Origin of the sequence: Bradyrhizobium diversitatis (genome assembly GCF_016031635.1) — a bacterium.
In the GTDB taxonomy this organism is placed as follows: domain Bacteria; phylum Pseudomonadota; class Alphaproteobacteria; order Rhizobiales; family Xanthobacteraceae; genus Bradyrhizobium; species Bradyrhizobium diversitatis.
The window spans coordinates 106,406-121,841 of record NZ_JACEGD010000021.1 but is presented as its reverse complement, the minus strand read 5'-3'; the positions used below and the strand labels follow the sequence as shown (position 1 = coordinate 121,841).

Annotated in this window: 17 protein-coding genes; 8 read left to right on the top strand and 9 right to left on the bottom strand. The window is 63.4% G+C overall.

Going from position 1 to position 15,436, the window contains the following annotated elements; translation table 11 throughout:
- Window positions 1-107: 107 nt before the first annotated feature.
- Both H1B27_RS23510 and H1B27_RS41055 read left to right on the top strand, forming a co-directional pair.
- Complete coding sequence (locus H1B27_RS23510; RefSeq protein ID WP_082822266.1) at window positions 108-962, top strand: AraC family transcriptional regulator; 855 nt, start codon at window positions 108-110, stop codon at window positions 960-962.
- 271 nt (window positions 963-1,233) lie between these two features.
- Entirely contained in the window at window positions 1,234-2,640 is a 1,407-nt protein-coding gene (locus tag H1B27_RS41055; RefSeq protein ID WP_197967667.1) for an invasion associated locus B family protein, read from the top strand.
- A 316-nt stretch (window positions 2,641-2,956) separates the two neighbouring features.
- On the opposite strand, the gene H1B27_RS23500 is transcribed toward H1B27_RS41055, so the two are convergent.
- The gene (locus H1B27_RS23500; protein ID WP_197967666.1) at window positions 2,957-3,664 is read right to left on the bottom strand and encodes a hypothetical protein; all 708 of its coding nucleotides are present in this window, start codon (window positions 3,662-3,664) and stop codon (window positions 2,957-2,959) included.
- A gap of 221 nt (window positions 3,665-3,885) precedes the next feature.
- Between H1B27_RS23500 and H1B27_RS23495 the strand changes: the two genes are divergently transcribed.
- The 3 genes from H1B27_RS23495 to H1B27_RS23485 all read left to right on the top strand — a co-directional run bounded on the left by H1B27_RS23495 (window position 3,886) and on the right by H1B27_RS23485 (window position 6,640).
- Window positions 3,886-4,215: a DUF6949 family protein gene (locus H1B27_RS23495; RefSeq protein ID WP_061882846.1), complete on the top strand. Its 330-nt coding sequence runs from the start codon at window positions 3,886-3,888 to the stop codon at window positions 4,213-4,215.
- An 82-nt stretch (window positions 4,216-4,297) separates the two neighbouring features.
- Window positions 4,298-4,828 carry a gamma carbonic anhydrase family protein gene (locus H1B27_RS23490; protein ID WP_061882845.1) on the top strand — a complete coding sequence of 177 codons (531 nt, stop codon included), beginning with the start codon at window positions 4,298-4,300 and terminating at the stop codon, window positions 4,826-4,828.
- Between the two features lie 117 nt (window positions 4,829-4,945).
- Window positions 4,946-6,640, top strand: coding sequence for a PAS-domain containing protein (locus H1B27_RS23485; RefSeq protein WP_197967665.1), 1,695 nt, complete (start codon window positions 4,946-4,948; stop codon window positions 6,638-6,640).
- Window positions 6,641-6,668: 28 nt separating this feature from the next.
- Here H1B27_RS23485 and H1B27_RS23480 read toward each other — a convergent pair whose 3' ends face one another.
- Window positions 6,669-6,971 carry a hypothetical protein gene (locus tag H1B27_RS23480; RefSeq protein WP_197967734.1) on the bottom strand — a complete coding sequence of 101 codons (303 nt, stop codon included), beginning with the start codon at window positions 6,969-6,971 and terminating at the stop codon, window positions 6,669-6,671.
- Between H1B27_RS23480 and H1B27_RS40285 the strand changes: the two genes are divergently transcribed.
- Both H1B27_RS40285 and H1B27_RS23475 read left to right on the top strand, forming a co-directional pair.
- Window positions 6,928-7,287 carry a hypothetical protein gene (locus H1B27_RS40285; RefSeq protein WP_082822264.1) on the top strand — a complete coding sequence of 120 codons (360 nt, stop codon included), beginning with the start codon at window positions 6,928-6,930 and terminating at the stop codon, window positions 7,285-7,287. The two genes, H1B27_RS23480 and H1B27_RS40285, sit on opposite strands and share 44 nt — an antisense overlap.
- A 103-nt stretch (window positions 7,288-7,390) precedes the next feature.
- Window positions 7,391-7,786 (top strand): hypothetical protein, encoded by a 396-nt coding sequence (locus H1B27_RS23475; protein WP_197967664.1) that lies wholly within the window; start codon window positions 7,391-7,393, stop codon window positions 7,784-7,786.
- A gap of 180 nt (window positions 7,787-7,966) precedes the next feature.
- Here H1B27_RS23475 and H1B27_RS23470 read toward each other — a convergent pair whose 3' ends face one another.
- From H1B27_RS23470 to H1B27_RS23445, 6 genes are all read right to left on the bottom strand, one after another.
- The gene (locus tag H1B27_RS23470) at window positions 7,967-8,461 is read right to left on the bottom strand and encodes a hypothetical protein (protein ID WP_197967663.1); all 495 of its coding nucleotides are present in this window, start codon (window positions 8,459-8,461) and stop codon (window positions 7,967-7,969) included.
- Window positions 8,462-8,827: 366 nt separating this feature from the next.
- Window positions 8,828-9,559 carry an aspartate/glutamate racemase family protein gene (locus H1B27_RS23465; RefSeq protein WP_197967733.1) on the bottom strand — a complete coding sequence of 244 codons (732 nt, stop codon included), beginning with the start codon at window positions 9,557-9,559 and terminating at the stop codon, window positions 8,828-8,830.
- Window positions 9,560-9,579: 20 nt separating this feature from the next.
- Entirely contained in the window at window positions 9,580-10,458 is an 879-nt protein-coding gene (locus H1B27_RS23460) for an ABC transporter permease (protein ID WP_061882840.1), read from the bottom strand.
- Between the two features lie 2 nt (window positions 10,459-10,460).
- Window positions 10,461-11,414, bottom strand: coding sequence for an ABC transporter permease (locus tag H1B27_RS23455; RefSeq protein WP_082822263.1), 954 nt, complete (start codon window positions 11,412-11,414; stop codon window positions 10,461-10,463).
- A 5-nt stretch (window positions 11,415-11,419) separates the two neighbouring features.
- On the bottom strand, window positions 11,420-12,709 hold the full coding sequence (locus tag H1B27_RS23450; protein ID WP_061882839.1) for an ABC transporter substrate-binding protein: 1,290 nt from the start codon (window positions 12,707-12,709) through the stop codon (window positions 11,420-11,422).
- A gap of 41 nt (window positions 12,710-12,750) precedes the next feature.
- The gene (locus H1B27_RS23445; RefSeq protein ID WP_061882838.1) at window positions 12,751-13,737 is read right to left on the bottom strand and encodes an ABC transporter ATP-binding protein; all 987 of its coding nucleotides are present in this window, start codon (window positions 13,735-13,737) and stop codon (window positions 12,751-12,753) included.
- A 255-nt stretch (window positions 13,738-13,992) separates the two neighbouring features.
- Between H1B27_RS23445 and H1B27_RS23440 the strand changes: the two genes are divergently transcribed.
- Window positions 13,993-14,697: a GntR family transcriptional regulator gene (locus H1B27_RS23440; protein WP_061882837.1), complete on the top strand. Its 705-nt coding sequence runs from the start codon at window positions 13,993-13,995 to the stop codon at window positions 14,695-14,697.
- 12 nt (window positions 14,698-14,709) lie between these two features.
- On the opposite strand, the gene H1B27_RS23435 is transcribed toward H1B27_RS23440, so the two are convergent.
- Entirely contained in the window at window positions 14,710-15,429 is a 720-nt protein-coding gene (locus tag H1B27_RS23435; RefSeq protein ID WP_245312226.1) for a TetR/AcrR family transcriptional regulator, read from the bottom strand.
- Window positions 15,430-15,436 lie beyond the last annotated feature (7 nt).

Sequence of the window (15,436 nt, the reverse complement as noted above, 5' to 3'; positions counted from 1 at the left end):
TAATTGCTGGACCCGGCAATACCTTTCTGCCCACACATCGCGTGATCTGGCGGAGATTTCCGATGGGTATGCTTGGCAACTCTGTCGATAAATATGTTACCGGCAGAATGCTTCAGACGTCCAACGACCGGCGGTGGGGGCATCTCCTGGCCGAGCGCTGGAGCCATGAGCCGGGCGATCTTCCCCCGCAATTGCCGCGCGACACCGAAATCGCCATCCTGCTGCGCGGCAGCTCGGTCGTCGACCGGGAAGGCGCGGGCATGCGGCAGCGCACTTTCGGCAGAAGGGGCACCGTGTGGCTCTGTCCGGCCGGCATCCGCGAGGATTTCATCCGCGTCGAGAACCAGATGCAGGAATGCCTGCATATCTTTCTTCCCGGACAGCCGTTCGACGACACCATGCTCCGGGATCTCGACATCGATCCGTCGGGAATGTCGATCCGCTACGAGGCCATCGATCAAGACATGTTCATCGAGCATGTCGCCACCCGGATCCTCGCCGAGCTCGAGCAGGAAACGTCCACCGGCCGCCTTTTGGTCGAAAGCCTGGGACGGGCCCTGTCGGCTCATCTGGTGCACAGCTATGCGGCAACGTCAGTCCGGCTGAAGCAGTCGTATGCCGTCCAGAAGCCGCTCGATGCCAGGCGCCTGTCGCGCGTCACGGAGTTCATCGACGCATCCGTCGAGCGCGATGTCACGGTGAAGGATCTGGCCTCGGTGGCGTGCATGAGCCCGGCGCATTTCTCCCGCAGCTTCAAGGCCGCGACGGGTAGCGCGCCGCATGAATATGTTAGCCGTCAGCGTCTTGATCTCGCCAAGCGGCTCCTGTCCACCAGCGATCGCCCGCTGGTCGACATCGCCTTTGCCGCGGGATTTTCGTCGCAGGCTAATTTCAACCGCGCCTTCCGCAAGGCGGTCGGGACGACGCCGAGCCTGTATCGGGCGCAGAAGGGGCGGGACTGAGCGCGCCGACTTTGGCGAGCTGGGGCCACGTCTCAGTTGATCCGGGTTGGATAATAAAGCCAAGCCGTGGATCGGTTCGACCAACTCCTTAACCGTGCTCTGACGCCAAGCGATGTTGGAAGCCAGCCCGCGTTTCGCATGTTGGGAAGGTGCTCTCGCGATGGGAGCTTGATCCAGATCAAGAAATCGGCGCCCAGCCCAATGGAAGCTCCAGGTCGAGAAATCGGCGCTCAGCCCAACAAGGGCATGCTTGAGCTATGGAGGTATGAAGATGGTCAAGCGCCTCCTCCTTGCATTTCTCTTCCTCGCATTTCTGCCGGTCGCCAGCCCACCGGCATTGGCGGATCAGGCTGCCACATCTCCAAAAATCGAAGAAGAGATCTGGGCCCTGCCGTTTTCATTGCCGGTCCTCGCCTATCTGGTCAGGCCGATCGGTGACGGGCCTTTCCCTTTGGTGATTATGAACCACGGCATTTCTCTCGGTGCTCAAGAGCGGACGATGTTTCCGATGGTCGAGTACCGGGAAGCCGCACGCTGGTTCGCGCGCCGTGGTTATGTAGTCATCTCGCCGATAAGGTACGGAGCGAGCAGCCTCGATGATAAGGACAAGGGACTTTACGGGGCGGTGTTTGCGCACGTCGGCAGCTGCGACAATCCAAATTTCCGTGGGCCCGGATTGGCGATCGCGACCCTGAATGAATGGGTCATTGACTACATGAGCAAGAAGAAACTGGTCCTGCCCGGTAAGGTCGTCGTCGTCGGCCAATCGGGAGGCGGATGGGGATCCATTGCTCTTGCCAGCCTCAATCCTGCGTCAGTCAAGGCGGTGATCACCTTTGCAGCTGGGCGCGGAGGCAGGGTAGATGGCAAGCCAAACAACAATTGCGCTCCCGACAAGCTCGTCGCAGCTGCAGGCGAATTTGGCCGAACGGCGCGAGTACCGATGTTATGGATATACGCCGAGAACGATAGCTATTTCGGCCCGAAACTTACGAAACGCATGCATGATGCGTTCGTAGAGGCGGGAGGGAATGCAGAATATAAAATGCTGCCCTCGTTCGGAAGTGACGGCCATTTCATGATCGATTCTCCGGACGCTGTGCCGATATGGTCACCGCTTGTCGCGCAGTTTTTGGAGGCCCATTCGGCAACCGGCAGCCCGCCACAGCAAGTCAACAAACGCGATGCCTCGGGGCAGCAGCCCACATTAGCGCCCCCTAAACTGAGTCTACCTCAGAATATTCATTACTCGAGCTGGCAAAAGCTTTGCTTCGTTTCGTCCGACAAGACTGAAATATGCCGGACCACATCGACCGGCGTGGACGATCTGGATCAGGTGATTGTACGCGTAGACCTTATCGAGCGTGCCGATGGTCGGGCTCGCCTGCAGATTTTCGTTCCTCAGGGAGCGAATTTGCAGCAGGGGGTCAATGTGAAGGTAGATCAGGGCCGGTCAACGCAAATTCCCTTTAATTGGTGCCTCACAAACATCTGCATCGCGGCAGACGCAGTCGATCGACCGCTAATTGCTGAATTGGAAAACGGACAGAACCTCAAGCTGGAGCTAACCAGTCTAAACTCATCCTCGGCTTCGATAAGTTTGCCGATCAGTCAGTTTGGTGCAGCGCGCAAGGCTGCGCCGGCGCAGACCTTTGATTTCGGGCTAGATGAGGAATAAGCGATACGGAGTGCCAGGCCGGACGTCGTGCCGTGACCAGCCATTGCGGATTGGTGGTACTGCCCTGCACCACCAATCAATATCCCCCATCGTGCCATTCTGCCCCTGTTTTGCCCGACGAGTCAAAATCAATTTCGACAAATACGAAGTTTCTGAACTGTCGCGGGTGCTGAAATGTGTTGCCGCATCATTCCCATCGGGGCATGACCAAGCATTTAAAAATAGCGAAATCACGCCAAGCGCTTGGCTACTGTGCATGGGGTTGTTTTCGAAGTTTTGTTCCTGCCAGCTAATCTCGGGCCGGCGGCGGCCGCGCTCAGCCCCGCGGCCCGCGCAATTGCTCCGTCAGCCTGTCCATCGCATCCGCCACGTCACGCCACTGCGACAGCCAGCTGCGCGGGAAGCGGAAGGTGAGGTCGGCGCCGCCGATGCGGCGCTCTGAGAGGCACATGCCCGGGGTGGCCGCATCCCGGGTGCAGCGCGCAGTGAGTGCGGGGTTTGCCGCGGAATAGAGATCCTCGCTTCCATAAGGCGTGTCGGTGCGGAACATCCGCATCGTCAGCCCATCCACGGGCATGGTCGCGGCCTGATCGAGATAGCGCGGATAGATCGTGGCCGTCCGCTGCTCGGGCGAGAGCGCATCGTGATGGGCCGCGATCGACAGGAAGATGCGGTCGATCGATTGCACCGCCGCCTCCACCGTGTCGGCGGTGACGTGCTTTGGCGGGCCGGGCGGCTCCAGCGAGGGATACAGGAAGTCGAGATCGATGCGCTCCTGCGGCCCCGAGTGCCGTTGGATCTTCATCCGGATCGCGGTCACCGGCAGGTTGAACAGCGTGCCGCCGATGCTCACCGGCAGCTTGTCCGGGGCGTTGGCGCCCCTGGGGCCCCAGGTCGGCCACAACAAATAGGCGACGAGCGCAACCGCGCATGCCGCGGCAGTGCCGGCGAGCACGATCGGGACGACATGCGCGCGGGTGCGCGTGCGGGGGGACCTGAGGGGAGCTGCCGAAAACACCGTCATGAATTGCGCAAGTCGAGCCGGAGGTCGGCCGATGGCCGACGAATCAGCGGCGAATATGCCACGCGAGGGCGGTTTCGCGGAGTATTCGCGGCTGCGGGAGGCGGGGACGGCCCTGCGTGGACCGGCCGGCCGCGTTAACCTTCCCTTAAGGATAATGTAGCGTTAACCGGCACTCTTTGTCACAGGTAGGCTCCGGCGTTGCGTAAATGCGGACTGTTCCGATGACACCCGAAGCTCTCAATACCTTCTTCTCGATCTGCATCGGTTTTGCGCTCGCTGGCGCGCTCGTGAACGGCTACCAGGCGCTCGCGCAGCGGCCCGCCGGCTTCGGCCTGTTGCAGGAGGGCGTGGCGCCGAAAACTTTCGCGGCGGTTCCGTTCCTGGTGTTCGCCGCGCCCTTCATCATCATGCGCAACACGCTGCGCGGCGTGCGAGTGGAAAGCCGCCGCGTGGAATTCGTGATGATGGCGACCGTCATCGCCGGCTTCTGGAGCATGATGAGCGGCACCTTCTTTCTGATGACGCTGCGCGCGGCCGGCATTCTGGTCTGAGGCCCGCACTCTGGGCGCGGGCGGCCCTTTGCGTTGGGGCTGTCGTTTCGCTATGGCTGGGTCAACCCGACAGGAGACCTTGATGGCGATCTACGAGCTCGACGGGCAGGCGCCCGATCTTCCCGCCGACGGCAATTATTTCATCGCGGAGACCGCGACCGTGATCGGCCGCGTGCGTCTGAAGCCGGGTGCGAGCGTCTGGTTCGGCGCCGTGCTGCGCGGCGACAACGAGTGGATCGAGATCGGGGAGGGCGCCAACGTGCAGGACGGCTCGACCTGCCATACCGATCTCGGCTTTCCGCTTCACGTCGGCAGGAACTGCACGGTCGGCCACAATGTCATCCTGCATGGCTGCACCATCGAGGACGGCGCGCTGATCGGCATGGGCTCGATCGTGATGAACGGCGCCAGGATCGGCCGCAACAGCATCGTCGGCGCCGGCTCCGTCATCACCGAGGGCAAGGAGTTCCCCGAGCGCTCGCTGATCATCGGCTCGCCCGCGCGCGTGATCCGTACGCTCGACGACACGCAGGTGGAGAAGATGGGCAGTGCGGCCAGGTTCTACGTGGCCAACGGACCGCGCTTCAGGAAAGGCTTGAAGCGGATCGGCTGAGATCCGGCGCGGGGGCGCGGCTCGCTCCGTCCCGTAAGAATACCGGCGGCCAGCTTAATCCTCCGCTAGTGCGATCACGCTTATTGTTGGGCGTTTTCAACCAGGAGGAGCGTCGCCATGGCCGCGACGGCGCTGGGATCAGGCTTCGGTGCCGGAACCGAATTATTGAAGAAGTTTGTGAGATTCGCGCGCGGCGCCGACACGCTGACGGTCGCGGAGAAGGTCTACAGCATCGCCGCCTTCCTGGCGATCGTCACCGTCTTCCTGCTGGTGATGTCGGTCCAGTCGGTGCGGTTGCAGACGACCTATCGTCACATGCATGCGTCCTCGGCTGCGGCAGCGATCAACGTCGGACGCATCAATGCGCTGATCTATGCGATCGTCATGGAGTCGCGCGGCATCTACATGACGGCGGATCGTGCCAGGATGAAGCACTTCGCGGACGGTCTGCTGCGGCGCAACCGTGAGCTTGCCGAGGCCGTGAAGAACATGGAGAAGAACGTCGGCAATGATGACGCCGAACTGTTCTCGAGCTTCCGGCAGCGGATCCAGCAGTTCATCGATTTCCGTCAGGAGCTCGTGCGGCGCGGAGTGGAGATCGGCTCGGCCGCGGCGCGCGAATGGGGCGACAACGACGCCAACCGCACCGTGCGCAGCAAGCTCAACAGCGACATCGAGGAGCTCGAGCGCATCTACCAGCAGCGTGCCCGCGAGGCGGACGAACTCGCCGACAGCAACCGCTACGCGGCCGCCTATCTGTTCGTGCTCGGACTCGCCGCCTTGATGCTGGCGGCGCTCAACGTCGTGGTCATGCGCAGCTCGGTCGTCGGTGCCCTGTCCGAAATCACGCACGCGACCGACCGGATCGCGCGGGGGGACGTCAAGAGCCAGGTGCCGCATCTCTCCCGTCACGACGAGATCGGTCATCTTGCGCGCGCGGTGCAGAATTTCCGCGACGCGGTGGCGCGCATCTTCGAGCTCGAGGAGCTCGAGCTCGGGACCGCGCAGGCGCGGGACGCGGCCATGACCGAGCGCGACAAGTTCAACGACAAATACCAGGCCAAGAAGTGGCAGCTTTCGGCCGCGATCAACAGCATGCCGCAGGGATTGATCATGCTCGACGGCAAGGCCAACGTGGTCGCGATGAACGCCAACTACAGGAAGATCTACAATCTGCCGGAGACGATCCAGACCGGGTCGAGCCTCGAGGAGATCCTCCAGCACAGGGTCGAGAGCGGATTGTTCAGCGGCGACGTCACGAAATACGTCGCGGCGGTTCTCGACCGGATCGCCAAGCGCCAGCCGGCGGCCTCCGAGATCGCCTTGAACGACGGCCGCATCATCAAGATCTACGAGCGCCCGATGGACGGCGGCGGCTGGGTGTCGGTGCAGGAGGACGTCACGGAACAGCGCCAGCGCGAACGCATTCTCGAGCGGATGGAGCGCTTCCTCGCCACCATCATCGAGAACGTGGCTGAGGGCATCATCGCCAAAGATGCGCGCAATCTGCGCTACGTCTTCGTCAACCAGGCCGCCGAGAAGATGATCGGCATGTCGCGCGGCGAGATCATCGGCAAGACGGCGCGGGAATTGTTCTCCGCCGAGGCTGCCGAACTGATCGAGCGGCGCGACCAGCAGTTGCTCGCACAGAGGCAGCAGCTCGAGCCGATCATCGATACGATCGATAATCCCGTCCGCGGGCGCCGCGTCATCTGCGCCCGCCGCATCCAGGTGGGGGGCGCCGGTGAGGAGTCCCACATGTTCGTGACCATGGTCGAGGATCGGACCGAGCGGCCAGCGGCGGCGGCATAGCGGCCGGCGTTCGCCACGGAGCGGGCCCTCAGCGTCCCTCGGATTTGCGCGCTTCGATCGCGCCTGCCACCTTCTCGTGACCGGCGGCCCAGGGTGCATGTTCGTCGCTGCCGTTGAGGTAGGATTGGCTTCGGCCGGAATATTTTCGCGCGCGGCGCGCTCGCCCTCTGCAAAGGGATCGCGATCGATCGTCGTGATTTGCTCCCCTCGCTTTCAAGCTGATGTGACGGCATTTGTTTCGGAACAGCTCTTGATAGCGGCCGTTGACCGGCAAAGGAGGATTTCCGATGGCCAGATCGTCTGCAGGCGGTTCAATCAAGACTACGATCATGATCCTCGCACTCGCGGCCTTGCCCGCCTTATCGTTCGCGCAAACGACCGGCGGCTCTGCCGGATCGAGTGGAAGCTCAGTGGGACCAACCGGAGGCTCAGTGGGATCGACTGGAGGCTCGGTCGGGTCGACCGGAGGCTTTGCCAATTCGCCAGTTCCACCGCCGGGTCTCAACAGCCTGGGTACGGCTCAATCATCCGGCCCTGGCTCCGGAGTCACGACCGGCACCGGCGGAGGTGAGGCGGCTGATGCCGCCGTCAATGCCGAGAACCGGCAGCTCGACAGGAAAATCAAGAGCATCTGCCGCGGCTGCTGACGCTCGCGCGGAAGTGAGACAGCGTGGCTGTCACGAGTTCCCAACTGACGTTAGCTTGGTCCGGCTTTGAAGCGTGGAGTGTGTCCACGCGGAGGATCGAGTGATGTTTCGCAAGATGATCGTGACGGCGCTGACTGTGGCGGCGTTCGGACTGTTGGCGCCGCAGGTGGCCGAGGCGCGCGGCGGCTTCGGACATGGTGGAGGCTTCCATGGCGGCGGCTTCCATGGTGGAGGCTTTCGCGGCGGTGGCTTTCATGGGGGAGGCTGGGGGCATCGCCACTGGCATGGCGGCGGCTTCTGGCCAGGTGTCGCAATCGGCGCGGGTTTCGTCGGTGCGGGCTACTACGGCGGCTATTACGGCTACGGCTATCCCTACTACGGCGATCCCTACTATGACGGCCCCGGCTACAACGACGGTTACGGCGGCTGCTATGTCGCGCGGAAGCGCGTCATGACGCCGTCGGGATGGCGGTACCGTCGGGTCGACGTCTGCGAGTGAGACCGGAATAACCTGTTAAAGAACAAGGCCGTTGACGCAGTATACCGTCAACGACCTTGCCAGCCCCGGATATTGAAATCGGCTCACGCCATCCGGTAGCCGCCAACATCGCGCGGAATCCTACGGGCGAATGTGATCCAGTTCACAAGTGGCGAAAATAAAGTTCCCGCTGCTAGCGGCTCAGCCGCGCGACCGCTTGCGCGCGCTGGTCTGGACGCGGTGTCGCGCCGGTTTCCTACGGGTAACCGACGGTGTCTCGACCTCGGTCGCCCGCGCACTGGCAAATGACTGCCGCAAGCCGTCGATGGATTCGTTCAGGGTGGCAACCTGATCTGACAGACGCTTGGTATCGGCCTGTTGCGCGGCGAGCAGCCGCTTCATGGTCAGGAGCTGGTCCTGCACCACCTGGAGCTGGTCGATCGATTCCTGCTGGGTCGCCTCCAGACCCTTGGTCTTCTCGACCAACTGCTCGGACGCCTGGGCCGCGCGGGCCTGGAGCTGCCGCGATGCCACCATGCGATCGCTCTCAGGGGCGGCGCCGGTATAAGCACGCCAGATCGCGATTGAAGTCACGCCCGCGATCAGGAGCAGGAGGGCTGCAGCGGTCAGCGCGATGGGCTGACCCCCAAGGCGAAGCAGGGAGGTGGACGGTGTGTCCCGGGCGAGATCGATCATCGCTGACAAAACCCAAATGGAAACTTGGCGAATGGCGAAGACCGGCAACCCAGAGGGCCACCGGGGCGTCCCGAAAGCCTTAGGTTTCGGCAAGGAATAGGACCAAAAAGAGGCTGGTTGGGATTTATGGGACGGGCGGGTGCAGAAAAAGGTTCAATAACACCTTTTCCGCGGCGTTTTCACGAGATTCGCTCAATCCAGGGCGCCGGCGTCCGCCTGAGGACACGTTGCTGATCCCGGTCGTCGGGGCTGCGCTCGTCAGTGATTCCGCATCAGTCGGCAGGCGAGGCCGACCGTCGCGGTGCGGGTGCGGGCCGGGCACACGGACCCTTTGCTCACGCCGTCCATAGATATGTGGTGCTGCGCCTACGGCCGAAACTGCGACAACAATCCATCATAGGGCTTCGATCGCGGCGCGGCATAGGGCCCGAGCCGGGAGGTCTTCAACCCCAGCCGCCCCAGTGATTCCGCCAGCGTCACCGCAGCAGTGACGCCGTCGACCACGGGCAGGCCGTGCGTGGCGGCGAGCTCAGTGGCGAGGTCGGCCATGCCGGCACAGCCGAGCACGATGGCTTCGGCGCGGTCGTCGCGGATCGCGGCAGTGATCTCCGCCGAAATCTTACCGAGTGCATCAGTGTCGCGCTCTTCCAGTGCCAGCACCGGCACGTCGGCCGCCCGGACGCGGGCGCAGCGCTCGGCGAGGCCGTATTTCCGCAAATTGTGCTCGATCGGCACGATGGACACACCGAGCGTCGTCACCACGGCGAAGCGTGCGGCGATCAGGCTCGCCACGTGGAAGCCTGCTTCGCCGATGCCGATCACCGGCGCCTTCGCGGCGGCGCGCGCGGCATCCAAGCCAGTGTCGTCGAAGCAGGCGATGATGTGCGCGTCCGCGCCGTCGCGGTCGGCCTCGCGGATGCAGCCGAGCATGCCGGGGACTGCGAAGGCCTCGTCGTAAAAGCCCTCGATCGAGACCGGGCCCATCGCCGGCTGACGCGCGTCGATCACCGTCCCGGGCAGGGCGACGCTGCGCGCCGCAGCGGCGATCTTCGCCGTCATCGACGCGGTGGTGTTGGGGTTGACGACGTGAAGCCGCATCGGATCAGACAAGTCCCCTGTCAGACGAGCCCCTTGCCGGCGTCCGAGCCCTTGGCCGCCTGCCGCTTGTTGAGCACGTGGATGGTGCCGAGCGCAAGCGAGATCACGGTGAACGAGACCGCCGAGATCACAGTGCCGAGCGCATAGATGTCGGGGTTCGTCACGGTGGTGGTGAGTCCCTGCAGATCGAGCGGCAATGTATTCACCGCGCCGATGGCCTGGCTGGAGCGGGCGAGTTCGTCCCAGGACAGCGTGAAGCCGAACAGGCCGATGCCGATCACCGACGGCAGGATGATCGGCAGCACGACATGACGGAAGGTCTGCCACGGTGTCGCGCCGAGATCGCGCGCGGCTTCCTCGAGGCGCGGGTCGAAGCGGTTGAAGATCGCGAACATGATGAGAAGCCCGAACGGAAGCGTCCAGGTCAGATGCGCGCCAAGCCCGGAGGTGAGCAGGCCCATCGAGGTTTCGAAATTCTCGTTCCAATGCGCCTTGATCAGATCGTCGATGATGCGGAATTCAAGCGAGATGCCGAGCGAGGTGATGATCGAGGGTACGATCAGGCTCGCGATCGCCGAATAGAACAGGATGCTTTGCGCCTTGAATTTACGGCGGAACGCCATGCCTGCGGCGACCGACAGCACGACGGTGAGGACCATCACGACGAGGCCAAGCAGCAGCGAGCGGCGGAAGGCCGCGCCGAGATCGACGATGCCGGTGCCCTGGAACAGTTTCGCGATCCAGAAGGTCGAGACGCCGTTCATCGGGAAGGTGAGGCCGCCCTGCGGCCCCTGGAACGACAGCACGTAGATCGCGATCATCGGTCCGTAGAGAAATAGCACATAGGCCGCGAAGAAGATCGCGAGCACGTAGAAAGAGCGCGGACGTCCTTCCCTCATGCTCAGAGCTCCTTCTTGATGTCGACGATCCGGGACATCATCGTGATGATCAGGAAGGTTATCGCGAGCAGGATCACCGCATTCGCGGCGGCGGCCGGGAATTGCAACGCGTTGACCCGCGTCTCGATGATCTTGCCGGCGGCGGCGATCTGCTGGCCGCCCATCACGCCGATGGTGATGAAGTCGCCCATCACGATGGTGATGACGAAGATCGAGCCGATCACGATGCCGGGCTTTGCCAATGGAATGATGACGTTGACGAGGGTCTGGAAGCCGGTGGCGCCGGCGTCATAGGCCGCCTCGATCAGCGACTTGTCGATGCGCACCATGGAATTGAAGATCGGCACCACCATGAAGAAGGTGAAGAGGTGCACTAGCGCCAGCACGACGGAGAACTCGGAGAACAGCAGCCATTCCACGGGATGGTTGATCAGGCCCGTCTTCATCAGGCCCGAGTTCACCAGGCCATTGCGCCCGAGCAGCGGAATCCAGGCGATCATGCGGATCACGTTGGAGGTCCAGAACGGGATCGTGCAGAGCAGCGACAGTCCCATCTGCCAGGTCTTGGACTTGACGTGGAACGCGAGGAAATAGGCGACCCAGAAGCCGATGAACAGCGTGATGGCCCAGACCATGAAGCACAGCTTCAGCGTTTTCAGATAGGTCTTGCCGATCGTGCAGAGATCGGGGAGCTGCGCGAGGCAGCCCTCGAACGTGTCGGTGTAGCCGCGGCCGGAGAAAGCCGGCAGCAGCTGGTATTCGTTGTAGTCCCAGAACGAAACGATGACGACGAAGACGAGCGGAATGAGGAAGAAGGCGAGAAACACCAGCATCATCGGCCCGGCCTGGAGCCAGGAGATGAAGGACGGCGATAAGCGCGTCGGCTTTGCGGCGCGCGCTGTGCCCGACCCCGGGATCAAGCCCGGGGTTGCCTGTTGCAGAACTTCTTCCGACATGTCCGTTACGCCGCGATGAACTCATTCCACTTGCGGACCATGTAGTCGTTCTCGTCCATCACCGCGTTCCAGCACGCGACCGCGCCCATGCGGTCCTCGTAGGAGCCGCCGTCGCGCACCGCGCCGGCCTTCTCCAGCAGCGAACCGTCGGGCGCCTTGATGTCCTTCTCGGCCGGCTTGCCTTCCATCCAGTAGGCCCACTCGTAGGGCTCCATATGCGCCTTCGCGGTGGAGAGGACGGCGGAGTAGTAGCCCTGGCGGTTGAGATAGGCGCCGGCGTAGCCGGACAGGAACCAGTTGACGAACTCATAGGCCCATTCGAGCTTCGCGCCCGAGACGCCCTTGGAGACGCAGAAGCCGGAGGCCCAGGAGCGGTAGCCTTCCTTCAGCGGCTGGAAGGTGCAGGCGATCCCCATCGAGCGCACCTTCGTCACCGCCGGCGACCACATCGACTGAATCACGGTCTCGCCGGAGGCCATCAGGTTGACGCTCTCGTTGAAGTCCTTCCAGAAGGCGCGGAACTGGCCGGCCTTCTTGGCCTCGGTCATCACCTTCATGGTGAGATCGATCTCTTCCTTGGTCATATTGCCCTTGTCGGCATATTTGTACTTGCCGGAGGCTTCCACGACCATCGCGGCATCCATGATGCCGATCGAGGGGATGTTGAGGATCGAGGCCTTGCCCTTGAATTCGGGGTTGAGCAGTTCGGCCCAGGTGCTGATCGGACGCTTGATCAGGTCGGGGCGGATGCCGAGCGTGTCGGCGTTGTAGACGGTCGGGATCAGCGTGACGAATTCGGTCGGCGACGTCGCGAACTTCTTGGAGTCCTTGCCTTCGAGATAAAGCACCTTCCAGGGTGCGGTGCCCTGGCCGCCGATCTTCTTGCCGCCGGGCGTCTCGCCCTTGGTGAAGACGGGCGTGATGTTGTCGAACTGTTTGATCTTCTTGGCGTCGAGCGCAAGGATGTTGCCCGACGGCACCAGCTTCTTCAGCGAGAAATATTCGGTGTCCAGCACGTCGAAGGAATTCGGCTGGGTCATCACGCGCTTGGTGACGTCGTCGGTGGTCGCGGTGATGTATTCGATCTTGATGCCGGTGTCCTTCAGGCACTGCTTGGCGATGTCGTCGCCCTCGTTCACGGCGGTGCCGAGATAGCGCAGCACCTTCGCGTCGGCCGACTTCACGTAGGGAAAGCCGGTGATCGCCCCCGAGCCGGCGGCAAGGCCGGCGAGACCTGCGGTGCCCTTGAGCAGCGTGCGGCGGCTGACGCCCTTCGTCCTGGTGGTCTCGGTCATGTCATCACTCCTCTGTTGCGCATTCCGGTGATTGATCGGCGCTATTGCAGGGGTTGCGCCTTGGCGGGATCCCAGGTGGCCAGCACGCGATCGCCCGGACGGAACGGGTGGACGTCGAAGGCGGCCTCGGGAAGGTGGGAGAACAGGGCGGTGCCGTCGTCGAGCGTGAGCGAGACGGCGATGTAGGAGCCCTGGTACTCGGTCTGGGTCAGCAGCGCCGGCGCGCCGAACGCGCCGTCAGCGAACGGCACGATGCCGAGCTGATCGGCGCGCACGGCGATGAGTTTGCCGGCGTCGCTGAGGACGTTGTGGCCGCCGATGAAGCGGGCCACGAATTCGGTGCGGGGATGGTGGAAGATGTCGCGCGCCGTGCCCTGCTGCTCGATCCGGCCCTGGTTCATCACGACGATGTGGTCGGCGAGGGCCATAGCCTCTTCCTGACCGTGGGTGACCTGTATGAAGCTGATGCCGAGTTCGCGCTGCAGCCGCTTCAACTCGCCGCGCATCTTCACCCGCAGGAACGGATCCAGCGCGGAGAGCGGCTCGTCGAGCAGGAGGATCTGCGGCTCGGTGATCAGCGCGCGGGCGAGCGCCACGCGCTGCTGCTGGCCGCCGGAAAGCTGCGCCGGGAGACGGCCCGCATATTGGCTCATTGCGACCAACTCGAGCAATTCGCCGGCGCGCTTGTGCCGCGTCGGCTTGTCGATCCCGCGCATCTTCAAGGCGAAGGCGACGTTGTCGAGCACGCTGAGGTGCGGAAACAGCGCGTAGGATTGAAACATCATCGCCGTGCCGCGCTTGGCAGGCTCGAGATCGGTGACGTTCTGCGCGCCGAGGATGATGTCGCCCTCGCTGACCGCCTCGTGGCCCGCGACCATGCGCAGGGTCGAGGTCTTGCCGCAGCCGGAGGGGCCGAGCAGGCAGCAATAGGTGCCGGCCGGGATCTTCAGGTTGACGTTGTCGACCGCCAGCGTGGCGTCGTAGCGCTTGGTGACGGCGACCAGTTCGAGAGCGGCGGGAGTGGCCATGGCGTGTCCGGGCAGGGGCGATGCTTTCCGCCTCTCTCCGCAAGCTCCGTGCCAACAACCCTCAGTCAACCGATTTCAGAAAACTGTGCAGTGGAGTCAGATCGTTAGGTCAATTCCGACTCCGGCTGGCCGGCCGCCGCCGGCGCATTCCTCTGCACACAAAACGGGCTCAGATTGTATAAAGTTTCGCCTGTGATTGGATACAGCTCGTCGACTACCATTCGGTCGAACGTCGCCGATCGAGCCCTCACGCCCATGGCCAAGACCCGCCCGAAATCCGATGCGCCAGATGCGAGCGATCGGGTCAGCCGTATCCGGGAGGGCGTGACCGCCGCGATCCTCGAACATCGCCTGCTGCCGGGCACGAAGCTCGGCGAGGACGAGATCGGCGATATCTATGGCGCGAGCCGCACGCTGGTGCGCACCGCGCTGCAGCAGCTCGCGCATGAGGGCATCGTCAACATCGAGAAGAACCGCGGCGCGTTCGTCGCGCGCCCGACGCCTGCCGATGCCCGCGAAGTGTTCGAGGCGCGGCGCCTGATCGAGCCTGCCATCGTCGATCACGCGATCGATGCGGCGTCTCCGGCCTGGATCAATCGCCTGCAGCGCCATCTCACCGAGGAGCGCGAGGCGGAACTGCGCGGCGATGCGCGCGCCTCGGTGCGGCTCTCCGGCGAGTTTCATCGTCTCGTCGCCGAGATGAGCGGCCACAGCATCTATCTCGGCTTCCTCAAGGAGCTGATCGCGCGCTCCTCGCTCATCATCCTGCTCTACCGCCGCCACGACACGCCGGCTTGCGGCACCGATCACCACGCCGGGATCGTCGAGGCGATCGGCCGGCGCGATGGCGAGGCCGCGCGTGCGCTGATGTTGTCGCATCTGCAGGAGATCGAGGCCGAACTGTTCCTGAAAGAGCTCGACGCCGCGGATCGGCGGCTCGCCGACGTGCTGGGTGCCTGAGCGGTCCTGATACTAGCGGCGCGCGGATGCCTTCGCCGGGTTTCGCCCCGTCTGCTTCGCAGCCACGGGACGTCGCTCATAGGCCGCGAGAAACACGTTGATGCCATTCTCGATCAGCGCGCGATGGCGGGCCGGGCTCGGCGTCTTCATCGAGAGGGTCCATTTCAGGATCTCCTTGCCTTGGATCAGGCTGAGAAACTGCGTCGCCGCCATGGCGACGTCGGGAACGTCGACAAGGCCCTGCGCCTGCGCTGCACGCAGGAAGGCGGCCACTTCGGCGTCGCAGCGGTCCGGTCCGGACTTCATGAAAACCTCCGCCACGCGCGGATAACGCGAGGCGCAGGACATCACGAGTCTGTGCACGGCAAGCCCGCGCTGGTCGAGAAAGGCTTCGAGGAACGTCGTGCCAATGGTGTGGAGTTCTGCCCTGAGATCGATCTTGCCGCCGTGGTCGCGCCATAGCGTCTTCGGCCCGAAGCGCTTGCACTCCTCGTTCACGAGCGCGAGCAGCAGATCGTCCTTGTCGTCGAAATGAACGTAGAGCGTAGCCTTCGAGACCCCGGCCTCGCGCGCGATCGCGTCCATGCTGGTGGCATCGAAACCCTGATCGAGAAAGAGAACGCGGGCGCTGTCGAGAATCTGGCTGTGCTTGGCCCTGGCGCGCGGCTTCTGGCTCGTATCGGCCAGTCCTTTGGTCTCTCGCATCTGCGCCTTATGCACTGTCGTCGTCATTGACCTG